The sequence below is a fragment of the Streptomyces sp. NPDC051243 genome (assembly GCF_044455405.1).
Taxonomy (GTDB): Bacteria; Actinomycetota; Actinomycetes; order Streptomycetales; family Streptomycetaceae; genus Streptomyces.
On record NZ_JBITES010000001.1, the window covers coordinates 154,266 to 178,908 of the forward strand.

General features: G+C 71.9%; 22 protein-coding genes and 1 pseudogene. 13 read left to right on the top strand and 10 right to left on the bottom strand.

Annotated features, from left to right (window positions below):
* The first annotated feature begins 85 nt into the window (after positions 1 to 85).
* Both ACIBAG_RS00690 and ACIBAG_RS00695 read left to right on the top strand, forming a co-directional pair.
* A complete protein-coding gene (locus tag ACIBAG_RS00690; protein ID WP_031485483.1) occupies positions 86 to 943 on the top strand; it encodes a MoxR family ATPase in 858 nt (285 codons plus the stop codon).
* A gap of 2 nt (positions 944 to 945) precedes the next feature.
* On the top strand, positions 946 to 2,298 hold the full coding sequence (locus tag ACIBAG_RS00695; protein ID WP_399099374.1) for a VWA domain-containing protein: 1,353 nt from the start codon (positions 946 to 948) through the stop codon (positions 2,296 to 2,298).
* Between the two features lie 52 nt (positions 2,299 to 2,350).
* On the opposite strand, the pseudogene ACIBAG_RS00700 reads toward ACIBAG_RS00695, so the two are convergent.
* Positions 2,351 to 2,615 (bottom strand): annotated as a pseudogene (locus ACIBAG_RS00700) (short-chain dehydrogenase); the annotation flags it as partial.
* 69 nt (positions 2,616 to 2,684) lie between these two features.
* Between ACIBAG_RS00700 and ACIBAG_RS00705 the strand changes: the two are divergent.
* Positions 2,685 to 3,662: an NAD(P)-dependent alcohol dehydrogenase gene (locus tag ACIBAG_RS00705; protein ID WP_399099376.1), complete on the top strand. Its 978-nt coding sequence runs from the start codon at positions 2,685 to 2,687 to the stop codon at positions 3,660 to 3,662.
* A 24-nt stretch (positions 3,663 to 3,686) separates the two neighbouring features.
* Here the strand turns inward: ACIBAG_RS00705 and ACIBAG_RS00710 are convergent, their stop codons facing one another.
* The 3 genes from ACIBAG_RS00710 to ACIBAG_RS00720 form a co-directional block, all read right to left on the bottom strand.
* Complete coding sequence (locus ACIBAG_RS00710; RefSeq protein WP_399099378.1) at positions 3,687 to 4,049, bottom strand: cupin domain-containing protein; 363 nt, start codon at positions 4,047 to 4,049, stop codon at positions 3,687 to 3,689.
* Between the two features lie 140 nt (positions 4,050 to 4,189).
* A complete protein-coding gene (locus ACIBAG_RS00715) occupies positions 4,190 to 5,167 on the bottom strand; it encodes a pyridoxal-phosphate dependent enzyme (protein ID WP_399099381.1) in 978 nt (325 codons plus the stop codon).
* Between the two features lie 50 nt (positions 5,168 to 5,217).
* A complete protein-coding gene (locus tag ACIBAG_RS00720) occupies positions 5,218 to 5,979 on the bottom strand; it encodes a transcriptional regulator (RefSeq protein ID WP_399099383.1) in 762 nt (253 codons plus the stop codon).
* 228 nt (positions 5,980 to 6,207) lie between these two features.
* Here ACIBAG_RS00720 and ACIBAG_RS00725 point away from each other — a divergent pair, with 228 nt between their 5' ends.
* From ACIBAG_RS00725 to ACIBAG_RS00745, 5 genes are all read left to right on the top strand, one after another.
* Entirely contained in the window at positions 6,208 to 7,380 is a 1,173-nt protein-coding gene (locus tag ACIBAG_RS00725; protein ID WP_399099385.1) for an MFS transporter, read from the top strand.
* A 40-nt stretch (positions 7,381 to 7,420) separates the two neighbouring features.
* Complete coding sequence (locus tag ACIBAG_RS00730; protein WP_399099387.1) at positions 7,421 to 9,187, top strand: glycoside hydrolase family 35 protein; 1,767 nt, start codon at positions 7,421 to 7,423, stop codon at positions 9,185 to 9,187.
* Positions 9,188 to 9,505: 318 nt separating this feature from the next.
* On the top strand, positions 9,506 to 10,573 hold the full coding sequence (locus ACIBAG_RS00735) for a LacI family DNA-binding transcriptional regulator (RefSeq protein ID WP_399099389.1): 1,068 nt from the start codon (positions 9,506 to 9,508) through the stop codon (positions 10,571 to 10,573).
* A gap of 143 nt (positions 10,574 to 10,716) precedes the next feature.
* A complete protein-coding gene (locus tag ACIBAG_RS00740) occupies positions 10,717 to 11,322 on the top strand; it encodes a M4 family metallopeptidase (RefSeq protein WP_399099391.1) in 606 nt (201 codons plus the stop codon).
* A 133-nt stretch (positions 11,323 to 11,455) separates the two neighbouring features.
* A complete protein-coding gene (locus tag ACIBAG_RS00745; protein ID WP_399099393.1) occupies positions 11,456 to 11,770 on the top strand; it encodes a hypothetical protein in 315 nt (104 codons plus the stop codon).
* An 83-nt stretch (positions 11,771 to 11,853) separates the two neighbouring features.
* Here ACIBAG_RS00745 and ACIBAG_RS00750 read toward each other — a convergent pair whose 3' ends face one another.
* The 6 genes from ACIBAG_RS00750 to ACIBAG_RS00775 form a co-directional block, all read right to left on the bottom strand.
* The gene (locus tag ACIBAG_RS00750) at positions 11,854 to 13,839 is read right to left on the bottom strand and encodes a heavy metal translocating P-type ATPase (RefSeq protein WP_399099395.1); all 1,986 of its coding nucleotides are present in this window, start codon (positions 13,837 to 13,839) and stop codon (positions 11,854 to 11,856) included.
* 76 nt (positions 13,840 to 13,915) lie between these two features.
* On the bottom strand, positions 13,916 to 14,788 hold the full coding sequence (locus ACIBAG_RS00755; protein ID WP_399099397.1) for a metal ABC transporter permease: 873 nt from the start codon (positions 14,786 to 14,788) through the stop codon (positions 13,916 to 13,918).
* Positions 14,785 to 15,612 (bottom strand): metal ABC transporter ATP-binding protein, encoded by an 828-nt coding sequence (locus tag ACIBAG_RS00760; RefSeq protein ID WP_399099399.1) that lies wholly within the window; start codon positions 15,610 to 15,612, stop codon positions 14,785 to 14,787. The genes ACIBAG_RS00755 and ACIBAG_RS00760 overlap by 4 nt, the downstream gene beginning before the upstream one ends.
* Positions 15,609 to 16,562, bottom strand: coding sequence for a metal ABC transporter solute-binding protein, Zn/Mn family (locus tag ACIBAG_RS00765; protein ID WP_399099401.1), 954 nt, complete (start codon positions 16,560 to 16,562; stop codon positions 15,609 to 15,611). The genes ACIBAG_RS00760 and ACIBAG_RS00765 overlap by 4 nt, the downstream gene beginning before the upstream one ends.
* 158 nt (positions 16,563 to 16,720) lie before the next feature.
* Entirely contained in the window at positions 16,721 to 17,467 is a 747-nt protein-coding gene (locus ACIBAG_RS00770; RefSeq protein ID WP_399099403.1) for an SOS response-associated peptidase, read from the bottom strand.
* 143 nt (positions 17,468 to 17,610) lie between these two features.
* Complete coding sequence (locus ACIBAG_RS00775; RefSeq protein WP_399099405.1) at positions 17,611 to 18,000, bottom strand: VOC family protein; 390 nt, start codon at positions 17,998 to 18,000, stop codon at positions 17,611 to 17,613.
* A 193-nt stretch (positions 18,001 to 18,193) separates the two neighbouring features.
* Between ACIBAG_RS00775 and ACIBAG_RS00780 the strand changes: the two genes are divergently transcribed.
* The 5 genes from ACIBAG_RS00780 to ACIBAG_RS00800 all read left to right on the top strand — a co-directional run bounded on the left by ACIBAG_RS00780 (position 18,194) and on the right by ACIBAG_RS00800 (position 24,436).
* Complete coding sequence (locus tag ACIBAG_RS00780) at positions 18,194 to 19,561, top strand: MFS transporter (protein WP_399099407.1); 1,368 nt, start codon at positions 18,194 to 18,196, stop codon at positions 19,559 to 19,561.
* Positions 19,558 to 20,952 (top strand): alpha/beta hydrolase family protein, encoded by a 1,395-nt coding sequence (locus ACIBAG_RS00785; protein WP_399099409.1) that lies wholly within the window; start codon positions 19,558 to 19,560, stop codon positions 20,950 to 20,952. The genes ACIBAG_RS00780 and ACIBAG_RS00785 overlap by 4 nt, the downstream gene beginning before the upstream one ends.
* Positions 20,953 to 21,007: 55 nt before the next feature.
* Positions 21,008 to 21,868 carry a PaaX family transcriptional regulator C-terminal domain-containing protein gene (locus ACIBAG_RS00790; protein WP_399099411.1) on the top strand — a complete coding sequence of 287 codons (861 nt, stop codon included), beginning with the start codon at positions 21,008 to 21,010 and terminating at the stop codon, positions 21,866 to 21,868.
* Positions 21,869 to 22,142: 274 nt separating this feature from the next.
* On the top strand, positions 22,143 to 23,000 hold the full coding sequence (locus tag ACIBAG_RS00795) for an SDR family oxidoreductase (protein ID WP_399099415.1): 858 nt from the start codon (positions 22,143 to 22,145) through the stop codon (positions 22,998 to 23,000).
* Positions 23,001 to 23,299: 299 nt separating this feature from the next.
* Positions 23,300 to 24,436: a hypothetical protein gene (locus ACIBAG_RS00800; RefSeq protein WP_399099417.1), complete on the top strand. Its 1,137-nt coding sequence runs from the start codon at positions 23,300 to 23,302 to the stop codon at positions 24,434 to 24,436.
* Positions 24,437 to 24,643: the final 207 nt, after the last annotated feature.

A 24,643-nucleotide genomic window follows, 5' to 3' on the forward strand; every position in this document is an offset into this window, starting at 1 on the left:
ACATCATCGCTGAACAAGCGCTTGGACAGCACCTTGACCGTCTGCCCGACCGCCCCGACTGTCGTCGCCGAACTGGAGGCCCCCGTTGTTCACATCCGTCGACGACGTCTCCGCACGTCTGGCCGAGACCGGTTATCTCGCCTCGCCCGCCGTCGCCACGACCGTCTTCCTCGCCGACCGCCTGGGCAAGCCGCTCCTGGTGGAGGGCCCGGCCGGCGTCGGCAAGACGGAGCTCGCCAAAGCCGTCGCCGAGGTCGCCGGGGCGCGGCTCGTGCGTCTGCAGTGCTACGAGGGGGTCGACGAGTCCCGCGCGCTGTACGAGTGGAACCACGCCAAGCAGCTCCTGCGGATCAGCGCGGGCCGCGACGAGACCTGGGACGAGACGCGCACGGACATCTTCAGCGAGGAGTTCCTGCTCACGCGGCCGCTCCTGACGGCCATCCGCGGCGACGACCCGAAGGTGCTCCTCATCGACGAGACCGACAAGGCGGACGTCGAGGTGGAGGGCCTGCTGCTTGAGGTGCTCAGCGACTTCCAGGTCACGGTTCCCGAACTGGGCACCATCACCGCGACGCGCCGCCCCTTCGTCGTCCTCACCTCCAACGCGAGCCGCGAGCTGTCCGAGGCGCTGCGCCGCCGCTGTCTGTTCCTGCACATCGGCTTCCCGGACGAGGAGTTGGAGCGCCGGATCGTCCGGCTGAAGGTGCCGGGGCTCGACGAGGCGCTGGCCCGCTCGGTCGTCCGGGTCGTGGGCGCGCTGCGGGCGATGGACCTGCGCAAGGTGCCGTCGGTCGCCGAGACGATCGACTGGGCGCGCACCCTGCTCGCGCTCGGCGCCGACACGCTGGACGAGACGGTCGTACGGGACACGCTCGGCGCTCTGCTCAAACATCAGGACGACGTCCTGAAGGCGAGTGCCAAGCTCGACCTGGACGCCCTGTGACCATGTCCACGGGTGTCGCGGAGCGGCTGACGTCCCTGGTCGGGGCGCTGCGCGCGCACGGCATCCGGGTCGGCACGAGCGAGACGGTGGACGCGGCACGGGCCATCGAGGTGCTCGGCCTCGCCGACCGGGAGCTGCTGCGCGAGGGGTTGGCGGCGACGCTGTTGAACGGCACCGGCGGGCGGCCGGTGTTCGACCCGGTCTTCGATCTGTACTTCCCCCGTGGTGTCGGCGCGCCGGAGGGGGAGGCGGCGGGGCGTGAGGCCCTGCGGGACCGGCTCGCCGCGGCGCTGGCCGCCAACGACCAGGTGATGATGGGCCGGTTGGCGGTCGAGGCCGTCGACGGCTTCGGCGGTTACGGTTCCTCGCCGCAGTCGGACGGCTGGTCGTCGTACCAGACGCTCGAACGGCTGCGTCCGCAGACCCTGCTCGCCCGCGTCCGCGACGACGTCCGCGCGCGGGGCGGCAGTTCTGGGTTCACGGACCGGCTGCTGGAGGACGAGATCCGACAGCGTATCGAGGCGTTCCGGGCGCTGGTGGCCGCGGAGGCGCGGCGCCGGGTCGCCGAGCGGCGCGGCCGGGACGAGATCGCCCGGCGGGCGGTGACGCCGACCGCCGACCGGGTCGACTTCCTGTTCGCCGGGAAGGCCCAACTGGCCGAGCTGCGCAGGGCTGTTCAGCCGCTCGCCCGCAAGCTCGCGACCCGGCTCGCGGCACGCCGCCGCCGCGCCTCCCGGGGCGCCATCGATCTGCGGCGAACCCTGCGCGGGTCGCTGTCGACGGGCGGGGTGCCGATGAAGCCGGTGCTGCGCAGACGGCGTCCCGTGCGCCCCGAACTGGTGCTGCTGTGCGATGTGTCGGGCTCGGTGTCCGGCTTCTCGGACTTCACGATGCTGCTGGTGCAGGCGCTGCACGACCAGTTCAGCAAGGTCCGTGTGTTCGCCTTCGTCAACCGGATCGACGAGGTGACCGGACTGCTCCAGCACGGCACCGCGGATCCGGAAGGGCTCGGCGCCCGCATCGAGGCGGAGGCCACGCTCACCGGGTATCACGGCAGCAGCGACTACGGCATGGCGCTGGGCGAGTTCGCCGAGCGGTACGGCGACGCGGTCGGCCCGCGCACGACCGTGTTCGTCCTCGGGGACGCCCGCACGAACATGAGCGACCCGAATCTGGCGGCGGTACGGCAGATCGCCGAACGGGCGCGCCGCGTCTACTGGTTGAACCCGGAGGAGCGCTCCCGCTGGGGCACGGGCGACTCCGCCGCGCCCGCCTACGCCGAGCTGGTCGAGATGCACGAGTGCCGTACGGCCCGGCAGCTCAGCGCGCTGGTGGCGAGACTGCTGCCGGTGTGATCAGACGGCGGCGAGCTGCGGGCATGGAGCGACCGGATCGGCCGCCAGCTCTGACCAGCAGCGGCCCGTAGAACTTGGTCCTGAACTCGCGGCGGACGTCGTCGACGTGCGAGTCCAGGAAGCTCGCGTTCACCGAGGCACCCGCGTTGTTGATCGGGATGCGTGACGGTACGCGGGTCGCGAGCGGTCGCGTACACCTTCTTCGCCCCCGGCTCGTGGAGCGCGGCGACCAGGCCGCGGCCGATGCCGCGACTGCCGCCGGTGACCAGGGCGACGGAACCTTCGGGTTGGGCCCCGGAGGCGACCCCGGTGAAAATCAGGGTTCGCCCCTGATGGTCCTGCCCATGCGGATTTCCTACGCTCGACGAGAGTGGAGGGGGGATCTCATGAAGGCAGTGGTTCAGGACCGGTACGGCTCGGCGGACACGCTGGAGTTCATGGACGTCGACCGGCCGGCGCCGGCCGCCGGCGAGGTGCTGGTGCGGGTGCACGCGGCCTCGGTCAACGCGTACGACTGGCACTTCATGCGCGGTGACCCGTTGCTGGGTCGCGGCATGATGGGGCTGCGCAGGCCCAGGGCACGCGTGCGGGGCCGCGACTTCGCCGGCCGGGTGGAGGCGGTGGGCGCCGGGGTCACGGGGATGGAGCCCGGCGACGAGGTGTACGGGGAGGCCGACGGCGCGTTCGCGGAGTACGTGTGCGCGCGAGACGGCGAGGTGGGCCCGAAGCCGGCCAACCTCACCTTCGAGCAGGCGGCGGCGATACCACTGGCGGCGAACACCGCCCTCATCGGTCTGCGCGACGTCGCGCGGGTGCGGCCTGGTCAGACGGTCCTGGTGAACGGGGCGTCGGGCGGTGTCGGCACGTTCGCCGTGCAGCTCGGCAAGGCGTACGGCGCCGAGGTGACGGCGGTGTGCAGCACCCGGAACGTGGAGCTGGTCCGGTCGCTCGGCGCGGACCGGGTGATCGACTACACGCAGGAGGACTTCACCCGGGGCGGGAAGCGCTACGACGTGGTGCTGGACCTGGTCGGCAACCACTCGCTCGGCGCGTTCCGGCGGGTGCTGACGCCCACCGGGACGCTGGTGCTCTCCGGCGGCGGGGTGTACGAGGGCGGCAGCTTGGTCGGGCCGATGGGCCTGTTCCTCAAGCGGCGACTGGTGGCGCCCTTCTCGCGCCACCAGCGGTTGCTCGAGATATCTGCGCTGCAGAGCAAGGCGAACCTCGCGGCGCTGCGGGAGCTGGCCGAGGCCGGGAAGATCACTCCGGTCGTGGAGCGGACGTATCCGCTGAACGAGGCGGCCGAGGCCATCCGGTACCTGGAGGTGGAGCACGCGCGCGCGAAGGTCGTCGTCACCGTGTGACGTGCCGGCGCGGTCCGGCCTGCGCTACTCCTTCTTCTTCGCGAACTCCCTCGCCGTCTGCCCCTGGAAGTCGCAGACCACGACCGGCTCGTCGCCCACGACCCAGGCGTCGTGTCCGGGCGAGACGACGAAGACGTCGCCGGGTCCGACTTCGCTCTCACCGCCGTCGTCCATGTGGATGCGCATGCGGCCGCGCAGGACGTAGCCGTTGTGGTGCATCTGACAGGTGTCCGTGCCCGCGATCGGGGCCACGTCCTGGGTCCAGCGCCAGCCGGGTTCGAAGGTTGCCACGGCGAAGTCGAGATCCGACATGTGGACGGCTTCCATGTGGCCGTGGGGGAAATCACGTCGCTCGTCCGGCTTGTCGAGCGTCTTCACTTCCAACATCACGCGCTCCCTTCCGGCCGCGGTTCACCGCGACCGGGGCCGGTCTCCCCGGCGGCCTGGGCACCGCCGTCGGGCGGCCGACCCCCTACCACTCCATCGTCCGCCCGGCCACCCGGGGCTGCCATTCGGCAGACGCCCGCTCAGTCCTGCTTCCCGCAGAGCTCGGCGAACCGTTCGGCGTCCACGTTGCCGCCGGAGATGATCACGCCGACCCGGCGCGGAAGCGCTCCCGCCCGGCCGGTGAGCAGGGCGGCCAGCGGCGTGGCGCCGCTCGGCTCGACCACGATCTTCAGGCGCTCGAAGGCGAACCGCATGGCGTCCCGGATCTCGTCGTCGCTGACCAGCGCGATCGCGTCGACGAGCCGCCGGTTGACGGAGAAGGTGAGTTCGCCGGGTGTGTGCAGAGCCTGGCCGTCGGCGATGGTGCGGGGCACCGGGATGCTGATGCGCCGCCCCGCCTCCAGGGAGCGCTTGGTGTCGTCGCCGGCCTCCGGTTCGACGCCGATCATCCGGATGCCCGGGTACAGGCCCTTGGCCACCGTGGCGCTGCCGGCCATGAGTCCGCCACCGCCGACCGGGGTCAGCAACGCCCCCAACTCTCCTGCATCTTCGAGGAGTTCGAGAGCAGCAGTGCCCTGCCCGGCGATGACGTGCGGATGCTCGTAGGGCGGGATGAGGGCGAGGCCGCGCTCGGCGGCGAGGGCCTCCCCGATCGCGACGCGGTCGCCGGTGTAGCGGTCGTACGTGACGATCTCGGCGCCGTATCCGACGGTGGCCGCCCGCTTCGACGGCGGAGCGTCCTCGGGCATGACGATCACAGCGCTGGTCCCCAGCTCCCGGGCCGCGAGGGCGACGGCCTGGGCGTGGTTGCCGGAGGAGTAGGCGGCGACACCCCGGGCGAGTTGCCCGGGGCTGAGCCGGGACGCCGCGTTGTAGGCGCCGCGGAACTTGAAGGCGCCGACGCGCTGGAAGTTCTCGCACTTGAGGAAGACCTCGGCACCGACGAGTTCGTCGAGGGTCCGCGAGCGCAGCACGGGGGTTCGGTGGGCGACGCCCTTGAGCCGCGTGGCGGCGTCGCGGACGTCGTCGAGGGTGATCGGCGGGGTGGTGGTCGTCACGCGTGTCCTCCGGGGGTGTCTTGTCGGTCGCGCTTCACGGCGGCCGGTGCTCAGTCCGTCGCCGGGTCCGTCAATCGATCCGGTGCTCGATCCGTCCCCGGGCCCGTCAACCGATCCGGTGCTCGATCCGTCGCCGCCCGCGCCTCGGCGCGCGCCTGTGACAGATAGCTGTAGGCGGAGGCACGGGAGATGCCGAGCCGTGCCGCGACCTGCTCGATCGCGCGCCGCACGGCGAAGACGCCCCGCTCGTCCAGGCCACGGAACAGCTCCAGGCGCTGGGCGCGGTCGAGGGCGGCCCAGCTGCCGTTCCGCCGGAGCCGGTGAGCGTCGAGGATGGCGTCGACGACGGAGTCGATGTCGTTGCCGAACGCGGTCACCGGAGCTTCGGCCGTGGCGCCGCCGAGACCTGCGAGGGCGCCGAGCAAGGCATGCGCGTCGCCCACGGCGGTGACGTCCAGGTTGACGCACAGGGCGCCGAACACGGTTCCCGTGGAATCCCGCAGCACCATGGTGGACGCCTTGATCAGCTTGCCGTTCCGGGTCCGGGTGACGTAGTTCAGCTCGTCGCCCGCCTCGTCCCCGCGCGCGAGGATCCGCATCCCGATCTCGCTCATCGCTCCGCCCACGGCCCGCCCGGTCACCGAACCGGCCACGGCGACCACGGACTCCCCCGGCCGCCGGTAGTCGTGCAGGACCGCTTCGCACATCGGCCCGAACGTCGCCACGAGCCCGTCGACGACCGGCGTCAGCGCGGCGACGATCGCGTCCCGCTCCGATTCCAGGTCCCGTTCCAGGTCCTGCTCCGCCGCCATCGCACACTCCTTGTCCGCACAGGACTCGGCAACGTCTCACCCGAGCCAGCTCCTCTAGACTATACGTCCAGATGCTGTACGGACAGTCCAGATCGCCGTGATCGACGACCCGGTCCCTCCGAGTGCTTCCTTCAGGACCCGCGAGCGCGGGCCGGGCGTTTCCACCCTGGCCCCGGGACCCCGGCAGCCTTGACGCGAGCATTGATGTTACCGGTAACATCGACACTCATGTCCTTGACGTCGGCATCCCCGCACACCCGCGTCTTCAGCCCCGCCGCCGTGGTCGCCTCCTGCGTCGGCTTCGTGCTCATCGGTGTCCTGCAGGCCCTGTACGGCCCGGTGATCCCCGCCTTCCGCGAGGAGTTCGACCTGTCCCCGTCGGCCGCCGGCCTCGGGCTGAGCGCGCACTTCGTCGGCGGTGTGGCCGGCGTGCTGCTCTTCGACGGGCTCTACGGCCGGATCGGCAACCGGTGGATCCTCGGCGCCTCGTATCTGCTGATGGCCGTCGGCGCGGCCGGCTTCGCCCTCGCCCCGAACTGGCCGCTGGCCCTGGCCATGGCGCTGCTCGCGGGGCTCGGCTTCGGCGGTATCGACTACGGCCTCAACCAGCTGTTCGCCGTGGGCTTCGGCCACCGCTCGACCGCCATGCTGAACATCCTCCACGCCCATTTCGGCATCGGCGCGATCCTCAGCCCGGCCCTGATCGGCGCGGTCGGCTCCGCGCACTACCCCGCCGTGTTCCTCGGCTTCGCGCTGGCCAACCTGCCCCTGCTGCTGTGCCTGCGCGGCGTGCGCGACCGGACCCCGCAGCCGTCCGAGGCGCACTCCGAGACGTCCGGCGGCCAGGTCCTCGCGCGCAGTCTCGGCTCCGTACTCGCCGTGTTCGTCGCCCTGTATGTGCTGCACGTCGGCGTCGAGGCCGGTGTGGGCGGCTGGGAGCCGACCCATCTGGAGACCGTCGGCTACGGCGCCGGATTCGCCGCCACCGCGACGTCCGTGTACTGGCTGATGATGACCGTGGGCCGCTTCCTGGTCGCCCCGATCGCGCTGCGCTTCTCGGCGCAGGCCATCATCACCGTCTCCTGCGCGGGCATGACGGTATGCCTGCTGCTCGCGGCGGTTCCGGGGCTGGCCCCGTACGCCTACGCCGGTGTCGGTCTGTTCATCGCGCCGATCTTCCCGACCGGACTGCCCTGGCTCCACCGGGCCGCCCCTCGGGCCCGGCGGGCCGGCGCCCTCGTCATCGCCGCCTCCATGGTCGGCGGTGTGGTGGCGGGCCCGGCGCTCGGCAAGGCCATCGAGTGGTCCGGCGTCCGCAGCGTCCCGCTCATCCTCGGGGCCGTCTCGGCGCTGTGCCTGGCGGCGACCCTGTGGCTGATCCGCACCACCCGCCCCCGCTGACCCACCTCGCCACCCGTCCGAATCGAAGGGAAGTCTCCGCGTGTCCGCTCTGACTGCGTCGTCCGACGGTTTCCTGCTGCACGGCGAGCCGTTCCGGATCGTCTCCGGCGCCATGCACTACTTCCGGATCCACCCCGACCAGTGGGCCGACCGGCTGCGCAAGGCACGGCTGATGGGCCTCAACACGGTGGAGACGTACGTGCCGTGGAACGCTCACCAACCCGATCCCGACGGGCCCCTCGTCCTCGACGGCTTCCTCGACCTGCCCCGCTATCTCAGCCTCGCCCGCGACGAGGGCCTGCACGTCCTGCTGCGCCCGGGTCCGTTCATCTGCGCCGAGTGGGACGACGGCGGCCTGCCGTCCTGGCTGATCGCGGATTCCGACATCCGGCTGCGCTCGAGCGACCCGCGGTTCACCGGAGCGTTCGACCGCTACCTCGACCTGCTGCTGCCCCCGCTGCTGCCGTACCTGGCCGCGGCGGGCGGCCCGGTGATCGCGGTCCAGGTGGAGAACGAGTACGGCGCCTACGGCGACGACACCGCCTATATGAAGCACCTCGAACAGGCCTTCCGGGCCCGGGGCGTCGAGGAGCTGCTCTTCACCTGCGACCAGGCCAATCCCGAGCACCTGGCCGCCGGAACCCTCCCCGGCGTCCTGGCGACCGCCACCTTCGGCAGCCGGGTCGACCAGAACCTGGCCGAGCTGCGCAGGCACCGGCCCGAAGGCCCGCTGATGTGCGCGGAGTTCTGGATCGGCTGGTTCGACCACTGGGGCGGCCCTCACCACGTGCGGGACGCCGCGGACACAGCCGCCGACCTGGACCGGCTGTTGTCCGCGGGTGCCTCGGTCAACATCTACATGTTCCACGGCGGCACCAACTTCGGCTTCACCAACGGCGCGAACCACAAGCACGCCTACGCGCCGACCGTCACGTCGTACGACTACGACGCGGTCCTCACCGAGTGCGGCGACCCCGGCCCCAAGTACCACGCCTTCCGCGAGGTCATCTCCCGCCACCTACCCGTCCCCGAGGAGCCCGCCCCGGCTCCGTCGCCCAAACTCCCGCCTGTGACAGTTGAGTTGACCCGTCGTGCGTCGCTGCTGCGGCACGCGAAGGCCCTCGCCGAACCCGTCCGCACCGAGCACCCGGCGACGATGAACGACCTGGGTCTGCAGACCGGTTACGCGCTCTACCGCACGACCGTGGCCACCGCGGGCGACGGCCTGCTGCGTTTCGCCGGCGGTGTCGGTGACCGCGCCCAGGTCTTCGTCGACGGCGCCCCCGTCGGCGTACTGGAACGCGAACGCCACGACGAGACCCTGCCCGTCCGCGTCCCGCACCCCGGCGCCACGCTGGAGGTCCTCGTCGAGAACATGGGCGGCGTCAACTACGGCCCCCGCATCGGCGCCCCCAAAGGCCTGCTCGGCCCCGTCAGCTTCGACACCACTCCCCTGCTCGACTGGGACTGCCACCCCCTGCCGCTCGACGACCTGAGCACGGTACCGTTCACTCCCGCCGACACGCCCCTCGCCGCCGAACCCGCCTTCCACCACGGCACGTTCGACGTGGACACCCCGGCCGACACCTTCCTCGCCCTGCCCGGCTGGACCAAGGGCCAGGCCTGGGTCAACGGCTTCCACCTGGGCCGCTACTGGAACCGCGGCCCGCAGCACACCCTCTACGTCCCGGCCCCCGCACTGCGTCCCGGCGCCAACGAACTGGTCCTGCTGGAACTGCACGGCACCGCCGCGGCACGCGCCCTGCTGACCGACACCCCCGACCTCGGACCGGAGAACACCTGGTGACGCACGTACCGCGCGTCCCCACACCCGCCACCCCCTGACGGGTCACCCCTCCTTCGCCGCCCCTCCCCGGCGCCGGCGATCCGGCGTCTCCGGAGCCCGTGCGCACCCGTTCACCGTGTTGGCCGCGCCGGAGCGGGCGCCCGTGGTGGGCGGGGTGGCGGCTGCCGTGACGCAGCCGAGCGGGTCGTCAGCCGGACATGGTCGGTCCGCTCCGGGTGACGCGTCGACCGTGCCGGATCCAGCCCCGTCGGCCTGCCTATGCTGGGGACCTGCCGGGGCGGATGCCACCGCCGTGCCGATGTCGAGGAAGCAGCCATCATGACCCGAAGCTCCGCCGACGGCTCCGCTCCGAGAGGGCGCAGCAGACGGAACTTCGCGGGCGCGCGGCCCGTGATGGACGACGTGGCGCGGCTGGCCGGGGTCTCCAAGCAGACCGTCTCGCGCGTGCTCAACGACCATCCGTCGGTGCGGGCGGAGACCCGCGAGCTGGTCTTGACCGCCATGCGGACGCTGGGCTACCGGCCGAGCCGCAGCGCCAGGTCGCTGGCCAGCGGGCGGACCCGGATGGTCGGGGTGATCTCGTTCGACGCCGCCCGTTACGGGCCCGCCAGCATCCTGACCGCGATCAACACCGCGGCCCAGGAGGCCGGTTACCTGCTCAGCTCGATCGCACTGGACACGGCCGAGCCCGAGACAGTGGTCGAGGCGGTGAACCGGCTGTCCGCCGAGGGCGCGGACGGAGTGATCGCCATCGCCCCGCAGCTGTGGGTGGGCAAGGCCCTGGCGGACACCCGCCTCGACACCCCGCTCGTCGTCCTGGAGGACGGCGTCGACGCCGACATCCAGCAGGTCACCGGCGACTCCCGGACCGGGGCCCGCAAGGCCGTCGAGTATCTGCTGGGCCTGGGCCACCGCACCGTGTGGCACATCGCGGGCCCGACCGGCTGGAGCTCGGCCGATCACCGGCTGGGCAGCTGGCAGGCCTGCCTGGAGGCGGCCGGCGTCGAGGTCCCGGCCCCCCTGATCGGCGACTGGAGCGCCGACTCCGGCTACGAGCTGGGGCGGCAGCTGGCCCGGCGCCCGGACGTCACGGCCGTGTTCGTGTCCAACGACCAGATGGCCCTCGGACTGCTGCACGCCCTGCACGAGGCCGGCCGCTCCGTCCCCGGCGACGTCAGCGTCGTGGGGTACGACGACATCCCCGAGGCCGCGCACTTCCTGCCTCCGCTGACCACCGTGCGCACGGACTTCGCCGAGATCGGCACGCGTTCGCTGCGCCTGCTGCTGAACCGGCTCGACGGCACCGCCGAACCGCCCGCCGTCGACTCACTGGTTCCTGTCGATCTCGTGGTCCGCGGCAGCAGCGGCCCGGCGCCGACGCGCTGACAGCCCTCTCCCGCCCGGCATCGGCCGGAAGTCGTCCGTGGGCACACCCGCCCTGTTGCTGGAACCGCACATCGCCGCTCCGATGCCCCCTGGCCGGGCGCCACTCCGCCCCCGGCTCCGAGACCGAGGGGGGTTCGGAGAGCGTGCGTCACCCCAACTCGACCATCGTCGGCGGTGCGCTGTGGGACGCCCGTGAGGATCTGGGCGCCGAGGTGATGGACAAGGTCGTCTACAAGGCGCTGACCGAGTACCTCACGCCGATCGACGGCTTCACCGAGGCGCGGGCCACCGTGCTCGCCGCCGCGGCGGACCTCAACGTCCCTGCGGCCGGGCAGAAGGCACTGCGGCGCGCGTTCAGCGCCCACGGCATAGTTCCCGGCCGGGAGTCCGCCCTCGGCGTGGACTCCGACGTCCTCCTCGACCGGATCAACACCACCCGGAGCCACCTCGGCGGGGGCGGCGGCTGGTGGGCGGCGGCCAAGTCCGACGAGGACGGCTCGGAGCCGTACTCCGTGTGGGCCGGGCGCGCCGACGGCGAGGGCCAGGTCGAGCTGATGAGCCCCAACGACGGCCGCCACCACGTCAATCCGGCAACGGACGGCAGGACGGTGGTGTGGCAGGCCTACGGCGCCGACGGCGTCGACGTCCTGGCCCGACCGCTCGCGGGCGGCCCCGTGAAGAGGCTCTGGCACGGCCGGAACCCCGGCAGCTCGGTGGCACCTACTACCGGGCCTGGGCGCCGTCGGTGAGCCAGGGCAGGGTCGCCTACCAGGAGCGGAGGCGAGTGCGCGCCGAGTACGCGGTCAGTACTCGCGTCATCGATGTCGCGACCGGCGAGAACAGACAGATCCAACGGGCCGAGCCGCGCTCGACGGTTCACGTGTGGCGGACCTCAGTCCGGAGACCGGGCCGTACGCGCTGAACGCTTACGACGTGACGGTCTGCGAGGACCGCGTCACGGTCGGCAGCTATCCGGCCGACGCCCCGATCAGCAATGAATCGGCGCCAAAGCTCCACCGGTTCGTGTCGGCCGGCGCGCCCGACGACCCGGCGACCCGCCTGGGCCGGGTCTCCTGCAACCGGGGCGAGCAGTCGTCGGCGGCCGTGGTGGCGGGCGGCCAGGTGGTGTGGCTGGACTCGACGACCGGCAGCACCGATGTGGTGACCCGGGCTCGGTCGGCGGGCCGCTGCGACTGACCTCAGGAGCGCAAGAACAGGGGCCGTTGGCCGCCGGGTGTGTGATCGGCGGTCAACGACCCTGCTCACGGAGCCGGCATCCGTCAGCCGGTCCCGTCGGCCGCCGCCCGCTGCCAGGCCGCGTTCCGCAGCAGCCGCAGCCCGTTGAGGCCGACGAGGACCGTGGAGCCCTCGTGGCCCGCTACGCCGAGCGGCAGCGGCAGGGTGCCGAGCAGGTCCCAGGTGACCAGGCCCGCGATGAACACCCCGGCGATGACGAGGTTCTGCACGACCAGTTTCCGAGCCCGGCGGGAGAGGGCGACGGTGGCGGGGACGGTGGCGAGTTCGTCGCGGACGATCACCGCGTCGGCGGTCTCCAGGGCCAGGTCGGAGCCCGCCCGGCCCATGGCGACGCCGATGTGGGCGGCGGCCAGGGCGGGCGCGTCGTTGACGCCGTCGCCGACGACCATCACCTTGCGGCCCGCGCCCTCCAGTTCCTTCACCGCGACCGTCTTGTCCTGCGGCAGCAGCCCGGCTCGCACGTCCTCGATGCCGGCCTCCGCCGCCAGGCGGGCGGCGGCGCGAGGGTTGTCGCCCGTGAGCAGGACCGGGGTGGTGCCGGTGAGCCTGGTGAGGGAGGCGACGGTACCGGCGGCGTCGGGGCGCAGCCGGTCCGCGATGCCGAGCACTCCGGCGGGGGTGCCGTCGACGACCACGAGGACGGCGGTACGGCCGGACTCCTCGAGTTCCTCGGCCAGTTCGCCGACCGTGCCGTCGGGGTCGGAGTCGGCGAGCAGTCGGGCCGGAGCGCCGACCTCGACGGTGCGGCCTTTGACGACGGCCTTCACGCCGACCCCGGGCGCCGATGTGAAGTCGTGCGCGCTGGGCAGTTCGAGACGGCGCTCCCGCCCGGCGTCCACCACCGCCCGGGCCAGCGGGTGTTCACTCGGGTGCTCGGCGGCCGCGGCGAGCGTCAGGAGTTCGTCCTCGTCCAGGCCGGATGCGGGAAGTGGCCGTACGTCGACGACACGCGGCGTTCCCTCGGTGAGGGTGCCGGTCTTGTCCAGGGCGACGGCGTCGACCTGGCCGAGGCGTTCCATCACCACCGCCGACTTCACCAGCACACCGTGCCGGCCGGCGTTGGCGATGGCCGACAGCAGGGGCGGCATGGTGGCCAGGACCACCGCGCACGGCGAGGCCACGATCATGAAGGTCATGGCGCGCAGCAGCGCCTCGGAGAACGCCTCGCCGAACGCGAGCGGGACCCCGAACACGGCGAGCGTCGCGGCCACCATGCCCAGCGAGTAGCGCTGTTCGACCTTCTCGATGAAGAGCTGCGTGGGCGCCTTGGTCTCGGACGCCTCCTCCACCATGCGTACGATCCGGGCGATCACCGAGTCGGAGGCGTCGCGTTCGACGCGCACGCGCAGTGCGCCGGTGCCGTTGAGGGTGCCCGCGAAGACCTCGTCGCCGGGCTCCTTCGGGGCGGGGAGCGGTTCGCCGGTGATGCTCGCCTGGTCGACCTCGCTGGTTCCGGCCAGCACCCGGCCGTCGGCTCCGACGCGCTCGCCGGGCCGCACGAGGACGGTGTCGCCGACCGTCAACTCCTCGACGGCGACGGCCTGTTCGGTGCCGTCGGGGGCGATGCGGGTGGCGGTGGCGGGGGCCAGGTCGAGCAGGCCTCGCACCGAGTCGGCGGTGCGGGCGGTGGCGAGGGCTTCGAGGGCGCCCGAGGTCGCGAAGATGACGATCAGCAGGGCGCCGTCCATCACCTGCCCGATCGAGGCGGCGCCGAGTGCGGCGACCACCATCAGCAGATCGACGTCGAGCGTCCGGTCCTTGAGCGCCTTGAGCCCCTCCCAGCCCGGCTCCCAGCCACCGGTGGCGTACGCCAGCGCGTACAGCGGGCCCCAGGTCCAGACGGGTGCCCCGGCGAGTTGCAGTGGCAGCGCGAGCAGGAACAGCGCGGTGGCCGCGACGGCCCAGCGGACCTCCGGCAGCGCGAGGAGCCGGGTGCGCCGCCGGGGCACGGAGCCGGCCCGCGCGGACGCGGCTCGGTCGGCCGACGGCTGGGTGAGCGTGGAAGTCATGCACGGCACAATACAGGAACAGATGAATACCCGTTCATGTCTTCATGCCGTGGACCTCGCCGCGCGGGTCTTCACGTCAGGTGCCGGCTCGCACGCCTCCCCACCGCCGGATCCGATAGCGGTCCGCCAATCGGCAGGCAACGTAGATCGCGAACGAGATGGTGGTGACGTACGGACTGATGGGGATGCTGCTGCCCAGCGCCAGCAGGATCCCGCCCTCGATGGAGGCCACCGCGAAGAGCACGCTCAGCGCGGGCAGCAGCACCGGCGAGGCCGTGAGCCGGGCAGCGGCGGCCGCCGGCGTGACGACGAGGGTGAGGACCAGCAGCGCGCCGACGATCTGCACGGACAGCGCGACCGCGAGGCCCAGCACGATCATGAAAGCGAACGACAGCCCGCGTACCGGCACGCCCCGCGCCTCGGCCACCTCCGGGTCGGCGCTGGCGAAGAGGAGTGGTCGCCACATGACCGCGAGCGCGACCAGCACCACGGCCGACGTGCCGAGCAGCCAGGACGTCTGCGGGGTGTCGACGGCGACGATCTGCCCGGTCAGCAGGCCGAACTTGTTCGCCGCGCGCCCCTTGTACAGCGCGAGGAACAGGACGCCGAGCCCGAGTCCGAACGGCATGATCACGCCGATCACCGAGTTGCGGTCCCGGGCACGCGCCCCGAGCACCCCGATCGCCCCCGCCGCCACGAGCGAGCCGACGATCGAGCCGGCCACGATGTTCACACCCAGCAGCAGCGCGGCCGAGGCACCGGCGAACGACAACTCACTGATCCCGTGCACCGCGAACGGCAGGTCCCGCATGACGACGAAGACCCCGACCAGGCCGCCGACCAGGCCGAGCGCCGCCCCGGCGATGAGGGAGTTGCGGACCAGGGCGAGCAGTTCGCCGTAGTTGTCGAAGTTGAAGATCTGCTGCCAGACCCCCTCGGCGAGGGTCATGGCCGTACTCCGTGCGGCAGTCGGTGACGGTGCGGCGGCTGCGCCACCTCGTCGGGCACGCCCACCACCGTGATGCGGTCCCGGACGCGGATGACGTCGACCCGCGTGCCGTAGAGCCGCGAGAGCGACTCGGAGGTCAGCACCTCGTCGGGTGTGCCGATCCGGAAGCCGCCGCGGGCGAGGTACAGCACACGGTCCACCAGTCCCAGCACGGGGTTGATCTCGTGGGTCACGAACACGACGGCCGTGCCGTGGGAACGGCGCCGGGCGTCGACCAGTTCCGTCACGGCGCGCTGGTGGCGCAGGTCGAGGGAGAGCAGCGGTTCGTCGCAGAGCAGGATCCTCGGGTCGGTCGCGAGCGCCTGCCCGATGCGCACCCGCTGCCGTTCGCCGCCGGAGAGCAGGCCGACGGGTACGTCCGCGCAGGCGGCGGCCCCGACGGCTTCGAGGACTTCGTCCACGCGGCGGCGTACGGCACCGGCGCTCGGCCGGTGTCCGAAGCGGTGGCCGTCGATGCCGAAGCGGACCAGGTCCCGGGCGCGCAGCATGGCGTGCGCGGACAGGGTCCCCTGCTGGGGGACGTAGCCGATGTCCTGGCCGCCGCGTCCGGGCGGGCGGCCCAGCACGGTCAGCGTGCCGGCGGACAGCTGCCGTTGTCCGAGCAGGGCGCGTACGAAGCTGGTCTTGCCCGAACCGTTGGGGCCGAGCACGGCCAGGAACTCGCCGGGCCGCACATCGAGATCGAGGTCCTGCCACAGCACGCGCTCGCCGTAGCACAGCGCGGCGCCACGCAGGCTGATCACGGCCCCGGTGGCCGGCCTCACTTGGCCAGCGCGCTCGCGAGCGCGTCGACGTTGGCGGTCATCCAGCCGATGTAGTCCTCGCCCCGGGGAAGGGTTTCGGTCACCGGGACCACCGGGATGCCGGCGGTCTTCGCCGCCTGCTCCGCCCTCTCGGTCTGCGGGCCGGAGGTCTGCTCGTTGTAGACCAGCGCCTTGACCTTCTTGCCGGTGAACAGCGCGAGCGTGTCGCGCAGGGTCCTCGGGGAGACGTCGTCGCCTTCCTCGACGGCTTCGCTGAACGCCTCGGGGGTCGCGTTCCTGAGCCCACTGGCCTGGAGCATGTACAGCGGCACGGGTTCGGTGACGGCCACCGCCTCGCCGCCGTGATCGGCCTTGATGGCGGCTTCCTTCTGCTCCAGCGGCGTCAGCTTGCCCTTGAATGCCTTGGCCTTCCCGGTGAAGGTGGCGGCGTCGTCCGGGTCGGCCTCGGCCAGGGCGGCGGCGATACGGTCGGCGAGCTTGGCGACCGTCGGGAAGTCGTACCAGACGTGCTCGTTGAGCTCCCCGCCGGCCGGTGCGGTCCTGCCGGAGACCTTGACCGCGTTGATCACCTCGGGCGACGAGCCGCCGCTCTTGAGCATGCGGTCGATGAAGTCGTCGTAACCGCCGCCGTTCTCGATGACGACCTTCGCCTTGGACAGCGCCAGTCGGTTCTGCGTGTTGGCCTCGTAGGAGTGCGGGTCCTGGTCGGGGTCGCTGATGATCGAGGTGACCGTCACCTTTCCGCCGCCGATCTGCTCCGCCAGGTCCCCGTAGACGTCGGTCGAGGCCACGACCGGGATGCGGGAGGCCGCGGCGGGGCTCTGCGAGGCGGCGCTGCCGTTTCCGGTGTCCGACGAACTACCGCATCCGGCAAGGAAGATGAGGCAGGCGCCGGACATCAGCCGGGGCGCGAGACGCCGGGACATGGACATGGATATGGAGACAGGCATGGGCATGGATGCTCCCGGGCAGGGCGAATGGTCAGCCGAGCTCCGTCCGTCCCGGCTTCGGCTCCACGCTAGATGAAAACGGATGTCAAAAACCTCTCGCGCTCGCCCGTCGGGGCAACCCTTACCGAGAACTCACCTTCCGCCGCGGCAAGGGCCGGTCAGGTTGCGGGGACCTCGTCCAGGAGCCGGGGACCGTTGTTCTGCACGCTGTTGACGGCGGGCGAGACGGGTCGCGCGTCGAGGTGGCCGTCGGCCGGCGGGGTGAGCAGGGTGCGCAGGTCGTCGGTGCTCCGGTGGCGGGGGTCGAGCCAGGCGTCGTAGTGGTCGGGGGTGAGCGCGAGCGGCATACGGGGGTGGATGCGACCGGCCGCGTCGGTGGCCTCGGTGGTGATGATGGTGCAGGTCATCAGCCAGGCGGCGGGATCGTCGGCGTCCTTGATCTCCGGGTCGCGCCAGTACTCGTACAGGCCGGCGAGGGCCATCACCTGCCCGTCCTCCGGGTGGATGTAGTACGGCTGCTTGCGGACCTTGCCCGACTTGCGGTCCTTGACCTCCTCCCACTCGTAGAAGCCGTCGGCGGGCAGCAGGCAACGGCGTCTGACGAAGGCCTTGCGAAAGGCGGGCTTCTCGTGCACGGTCTCCACGCGCGCGTTGATCAGCCGTGCGCCGATCTTGGCGTCCTTGGCCCAGGAGGGCACGAGCCCCCAGCGCAGCGGCCTCAGCCTGCGGCGTGCTGGAGCGTCCTCGTCGGCGTCGCGCGCGGTGCGTTCCAGGACGGCCCACACCTCGTCGGTCGGGGCCACGTTCCAGCTCGGCGCGAGGATTTCCTCGGGATGCCAGTCGGTGACCTGGAACATCTGGGCGAGGTCCTGCGGGCTGCGAGTGGAGGCGTAACGGCCGCACATACGGCCACTGTGCCACGGTGCGGTGCGTCGGGCCTCACGAGCGGGTCTGTCGTGGGTGGCCTGTCTCGGTGGCACCGCGGGGCACGCCGATCGGCTTCGAGGGCCGCATCCCGCGCCGGGGATGCGGCCCTCAGCGCGTGCGCTTACGACACCCAGCCGCCGTACGGCACGGTGATGAGTTCCATGGCGTGGCCCACCGGGTCCATGAAGTACACGCCACGGCCACCGTCGTTGTGGTTGATCGTGCCGGGCTGCCGCCGCTGCGGGTCGGCATAGTGCTCGATTCCGCGCCGGCTGATCCGCGCGTACGCCGCGTCGAACTCCTCCTCGGAGATCAGGAAGGCGTAGTGCTGGGGTGTGATGCTCTCCGCGGGGATGGTGGCGAAGTCCAGCGTGACGCCGTTGCTCAGTTCGACGGCGATGAACGGGCCCCACTCCGCGGTGATCTCAAGGCCCAGCAGGTCCGTGAAGAACTGCGCGGACTCCCGGTTGTCCCGGGCATGGACGATCGTGTGATTCAACTCGACTGACAAGGAATGCCTCCGAAGGCATCTCCCGACACCTCCATGCCTCACCCAGCCGGTGACCGGCACGCGATGTCACTCGTGGATCTTAGTCGCCGTCGCCCGCCGACGCGAAGCCCAATCGATGTTGTGCACTTTATTGACGGCGGCAACGAGAGCGCCTACCTTCGCGGTGTCCTTCCCCCGGTCAAGGGAGACCGCGATGCCTCCGTCCCCCGCCGCATCACCGTCGCCGGCACCGTCCACGAACCCCGAACACACCCGCCAGTTGCGCCGCGTCGCCTTCTCCGGGCTGCTCGGCACCGCCGTGGAGTTCTACGACTTCCTCGTCTACGGCACCGTCGCCGCCCTCGTCTTCGGCGAGCTGTTCTTCCCCGGCGCCGACCCGGCCGTCGGCACCATCGCCGCGTTCGGCACCTTCGCCGCCGGCTATGTCGCCCGTCCGGTCGGCGGCATCCTCTTCGGGCACTTCGGCGACCGGCTCGGCCGCAAGTCGATGCTGCTGCTCACCATGGGCCTGATGGGCGGCGCCAGCTTCCTCATCGGCCTGCTGCCCACGTACGACGCGATCGGCGTGTGGGCGCCGGTCCTGCTGATCACCCTGCGCGTCCTCCAGGGCATCGCCATCGGCGGTGAATGGGGCGGTGCCACGCTGATGGTCGTCGAGCACGCCGGGGAGCGGCGCCGCGGACTGTGGTCCAGCTTCACGCAGATGGGAGCCCCGCTCGGCTCCCTGATCTCCGCGGCCGTCGTCGCCCTCGTCTCCACCCTCCCCAAGGACCAGTTCACGGCCTGGGGCTGGCGCGTACCGTTCCTGCTGAGTGTCGTCCTGCTCGGCGTCGGACTCTTCGTCCGGCTCAAGGTGGTGGAGAGCCCGCTGTTCGCCGAGGTGAAGAAGGACCGTGCCGAGGCGCGGCTGCCGATCCTCGACGTGCTGCGGCGCCCGCGTCCGGTACTGCTGGCCTGCTGTGTCGGCATCGGCGCCTTCACCGCCCAGTCCCTGCTGACCAGTTACCTCATCGCGTACGCCACCGGAATCGGGTACGCCCGCCCGCAGGTGCTCACCGCGCTCACGGTCTCCGCCGCGGTCGCCCTGGTCGTGCTGCCCTGTGCCTCCACGCTCTCGGACCGCGTCGGCCGCCGCCCGGTCGTCCTCGCCGGAGCCGTCCTGTCGGCCGCCACGGCCTTCCCGGTGCTCGCGCTGGTCGACTCGAAGTCGCCGGGCGCGCTGATCCTGGCCGTCGTCCTCGGCCACGGCATCGCCCAGTCCCTGATGTACGGCCCGCTGGGCGCCCTGTTCAGCGAGATGTTCGGCACCCGGGTCCGCTACACCGGCGCCTCCCTCGGCTACCAGGGCGCCACCCTCGTCGGCGCCGGCTTCTCCCCCATGATCGCCGGAAGCCTGGTCGCGGGCAGCGGCAACAGCACGCCCGTCGCGCTGCTGCTGTGCGGCGGCTCGCTCATCACCGCGCTGACCGTCTGGTTCGTGCGCGAGACCAGTCGTACGTCCATCTCCGGCACCGCCGCCGACATCTCCGGCACCCCCCACACGGAGGAGATCACCGCATGACGACCGGCACCCGCACGCGCACCGCCGTCGGTGCAGCCCTCCTGCTCGCCGTCACCGCGTTACTGCCCGGCTCGGCCGTCGCCGCCCCCGGGGACCCCACCCACGTGGACGGCCGGCTCCCCTCGGGCGCCACGTACACGATGGACGTGCCCGCCGACTGGAACGGCACGGTCCTGGTCTTCAGCCACGGCTACCGGCCGTCCGGCGCACCCAACCCCGCCCAGAACGCCCCGGACGACAGCACCAAGTCCCGGCTGCTCGACCGGGGTTACGCGCTGATCGGCTCCTCGTACGCCAGCACGGGCTGGGCCGTGACGGACGCCGTCCCCGACCAGCTCGCCACCCTGAGCGCCTTCACCGACCGCTTCGGCACGGCCCGGCGCACCATCGCCTGGGGCCAGTCGTACGGCGGCCTGGTCACCACCGCGCTCGCCGAACGCCACCCGGCCCGGATCGACGGCTCGTTGTCGATGTGCGGCCTGGTGCACGGCGGGGTCGCCAACTGGAACAGCACCCTCGACCCGGTCTTCGCCCTCAAGACCCTCCTGGCACCCGACTCCGGCATCCCGCTCACCGACCTGCCCGACCAGGCGACCGCGACCCGGGCGGCGAACACCCTCACGGCCGCGCTGGACGCGGCGCAGTCGACGCCCGCGGGGCGGGCCCGGATCGCCCTGGCCGCCGCTCTGCACAACATCCCCGGCTGGAACGACCAGTCCCAGCCGCGGCCGGACCCCACCGACTGGGACGCGCAGCAGGCCAACCAGTACACGGCCGTCAAGGGCCTGCTGAAGTTGCCCGCCTTCAGCTGGCGCCAGGAGGCCGAGATGCGGGCGGGCGGCAACATGTCCTGGAACACGGGGGTCGACTACGCGAGGCTGCTCGGCCGGTCCTCGGTCCGCAAGGAGGTCACCGAGCTGTACAGGAAGGCCGGCCTGTCCCTGCGCGCCGACCTCGCCACCCTCAACCGGGCCCCGCGGATCGGCGCCGACGCCGACGCCGTGGCCTGGATGAGCCGCACCAGCTCGTTCACCGGCCGCCTCACCAAACCGCAGTTCACGATCCACACCACCGGCGACGCCCTCGTCCCCGTCCAGGCCGAGAGCGCCCTGCGCCGCGCGGTCACCGCCGCCGGCTCGACCGCGCTCCTGCGCCAGGCATACGTCGGCAACGCCGGTCACTGCACCTTCAGCCCCGCCGAGAACCTCGCCGCGCTGGGCGCCCTGGAGGACCGCCTCACCACCGGCACCTGGCCGGGTACCGACCCAGGGTCCCTCAACGCCCGCGCCGAGGCGGCCGACCCCACGACCCCCGCCCGCTACACGCACTACCACCCCGCCCCGTACCCACGCCCGTACGACCTTGCCCACCCCGCCGACGCCGCCCGGTGACGCCGTACGACTGCCCGCCGCACCACCCTCGGCGGGCAGTCGTAACCTTTCCACCGTGGCGTACAACGACATCCTGGACACCTCGGACGGTGGCGACATCTCGGAGGCCCCGCAGCCGCGCCCCCAGTCGCTCATGCTCGCCTTCTTCGGCAACCACGTCCTGGAGGAGGGCGACCTGGGGGTCTACTCCGGCAGCATCATCGACGTGCTCGGCCGCGTCGGGGTCGGTGAACAGGCCGTACGCTCCACGCTCACCCGGATGGTCAACCGCGGCCTGCTGAGGCGTCAGCGCGAGGGCCGGAAGATGTTCTTCGGCCTGACCCCGCAGGCGACGCGCGTCCTCGAGGACGGCCGTACCCGCATCTGGCAGCAGGGCGCGGTCAACGACGAGTGGGACGGCTCCTGGACCCTGCTCGGTTTCTCCCTCCCGGACTCCTGGAAACGCCAGCGCCACGACCTGCGATCCCGGCTCACCTGGGCCGGGTTCGGCGCGCTGTACAGCGGGCTGTGGATCGCACCCGGAGACGTCGACGTCGCCGCCGTCGTCTCGGAACTCGGACTGGCCGACCACGTCAAGATCTTCCACGCCCGGGCGGACGAGGCCACCGACGTCGGGCTCATGGTCCGTGACACCTGGGACCTGGAGAGCATCGCCGCACGCTACGTCACCTTCGACAAGCGGTGGACCGCCCACCTCGACGCCGGATCCGGGGACGATCCGATCGGCACCCGGCTGCGGCTGGTCAGCGAGTGGCTCTGGACCATCCGCTCGGACCCCAGGCTGCCCGCCCGGCACCTGCCCCCCGACTGGCCTGCCCGCCCCGCCCGGGAGACCTTCCACCGCGTCGCCGACCAGACCGCAGGGCCCGCGCACGAGATGGCCCGCGAACTGCTGGAGACGACCCGCTTGCGGTAGACCGCGCCTGCTCACCTGCCCGGTCGCCGGCCTCCCGGGACCGCGGTGGCGTCCGCACCCCCTGGTCGGCGGTCCGGGCCGACTTGTCCACCTCGCCCTCCGCCTCGGCGACCGGTTTGCCCATCTCCGTGACGGCCAGTGGCGCTCACAAAGTACAGGGCTGCGATCGGAGCCGACCGATGTGCCCCCGCGCCCCGCCCGTGCCACGAACCAGTGAGCCGGAGTTCCCCACTTGCGGACCGAAGCTGACCGCAAGTCTCCCTACGGTCGTCCCATGACCCAGACACAGAAGGTTCTCGTCACCGGAGCCACCGGGACCGTCGGCCGCCAGGTCGTCGCCGAACTGCTCGCCCGCGGCCACGAGGTCCGTGCCCTCACCCGGGACGCGGCGAAGGCCGACCTACCGGCCGGCGTCGAGGTCGTCCAGGGCGACCTGACCGAACCCGACACCCTGATACCGGCCCTGGACGGCGTCACCGGCCTCCATCTGATCACCTTCGGCGGCCCCTACTTCGCACCGCTGGAGACCGGCCCGCGGATCCTGCGGCCGGCCCGTGCGGCCGGTGTGCGCCGGGTCACCGTGCTGCACGGCGGCGGGCCCTCCCTCCTGGAGGACGCCGTGCGGGCGGACGACGGTGTGGACTGGACCGTACTCATGCCGGTCGAGTTCATGGCGAACGCCCTGGAGTGGGCGGACGGGAGCGTGACCTCGGGCGAGGTCCACGAGCCGTTCGTCTCCCGGCTGAGCGCCATGGTCCACGAAGGGGACATCGGCGCCGTCGCCGCGGTCGCGCTCACCGAGGAGGGGCACGGGGGCCAGGAGTACGTCATCACCGGACCCGAACTGCTCACCGTCGCCGACAAGGTGGCGACGATCGCCGCCGCCCGCGGCCGGGAGATCGACCTGGTCGAACTCACCGAGGGGCAGGCCGTCGAGCGGTGGCGGGCGGCCGGCCATCCGGAGGATGTGATCGGCTTCCTGCTGGAGGCGTACGGCAACACCCCGGAGGTGGGTCGCACGGTGGTCGACACCGTCGAGAAGATCACCGGCCGCTCGGCCCGCACCTTCGGCGAGTGGGCCGCGGAGCATGTGAATGCCTTCAATGCACGGCCGGCCGGGGCCACTCCATAGCCGGGTGCGGGCATGGGACGGACATAGCCGGATGCGGACACGGGACGGACGCGGCGGGTCCCTGAGCACGGATACGACCGCGTCCGTCGCCGCCCGGGGCGCGCGTCCGTCGCCGCCCGGGGCGCGCGTCCTCCGCGCGCTTCCGCACCTGCCCTGGGCTGCTGGCCATTTGTCACCTTCCGCGAATGCCGTGACAGGGACGCCCGACCGCTCCGGTCCGCCGATGCGGCTCTCCCGGGAGCGCTATACGCTGCCGGTTTGTGAACGGAATCGATCTTGTCAACGGGATAGTCGGGGCCGTGTGCGGCATCATCCTGGCCATACTGTTCCAACAGCCGCTCCAGGACGGCTGGTTCAGGATCCGTCGCCGATTCGCCACCGCCGTACGGAGTCTGACGTACCGTGAGGGCGAAGTCCCGCTCTCCACGTGGTCCACCTTCTCGATCGGCCCGCTGCACACGTCGGCGCTGGTGGTCGAGGGCGACGGAGAGCAGGCCATCGCGCCGGAGTCGGTCCGCGTCCAGGTGCTTCAGGGCGAGGTGGTCCTCCCGGAGGAGATGGCGGCCTGGCGCGCGGAGGTCGAGGCGGCGGAGGAGCAGGCGGAGACGTCCGGCACACGGGTGCGCGTCTGGAACGGTCCCCGGTATGCCGTCGAGGGCCTGGAGATCTCCCGCACCGCGCTCGAGGAGCACGCGGACGTACGGCTACTCCTGCGCCCCACCGACTACTTCACGTTCCTCGCGGCGCAGCAGCTCGACCGCAGGTTCGCCGACGGAACCACTCCGCGCGGACGCTACCTCGATCCCGACCACCCCTTGGACGCCCCCGCCTTCCTGCAGTGCAGCTTCGGTGTGAACGTCGCCGTGGTCACGGCCGATCACCTGCTCGTCGTCAGCCGGCGAGCCGACAACGTCAGGTCAGGGCCCGGCCTGTGGGGCTCCTCCGTGAACGAGGGGCTGTCCCGGCACATCGACTCGGCCGGCCGCGGCGCGCCCGATCTGCACGACGTAGCACGGCGCGGCATGCGCGAGGAGCTCTCACTGGAGCCGCAGGAGTACACGCTCACGTTGCTGGCCTTCGTCCTGGACATCGAACGACGGCAGTGGAGCGCCCACTTCACCGCACACCTCACCGACCTGACCGGGCCGGCCCTGCGCTCCCGCATCTCGCGCGGCGTCGCCGACCGCTGGGAGCACCAGAGCATCGAGTACGTGCCGTTCCGCCCGGTGGACGTCATCCGTTACGTCCTGCGCCCGGACCGGATTCGCCGCTGGGCCCCCGTCACGCCGGCCCTGTTCCACCTGGCCCTGGTGCACACCCACGGTCGCGGCGCCGTGGAACGCGCCGAGGCCCGGACAGTCCGCCGCCTGCGCGCCGAAGGGACACGGCTCCGTACGGACCCGCCCGTCTCCGGTACGGCACCGGAACCGCACTGACCACCCGCCCTTTCCTGCACGCCGGTCAGCAGCCCGACCGCCTCAAGTCGGCCTGGACCAGGTGGCAGCGGGTCTCCGGCCCTCCCAGCAAATGCGATGGCACCGAGCGCCCGCGGGCGGCGAGACTGTGCTGGTGAACACCCTGCCGCCGTCGCCCGGTCCGCTCCCTGTGCCGGTACCGGACCCGCGCGCCCGTGACCTCGTCCT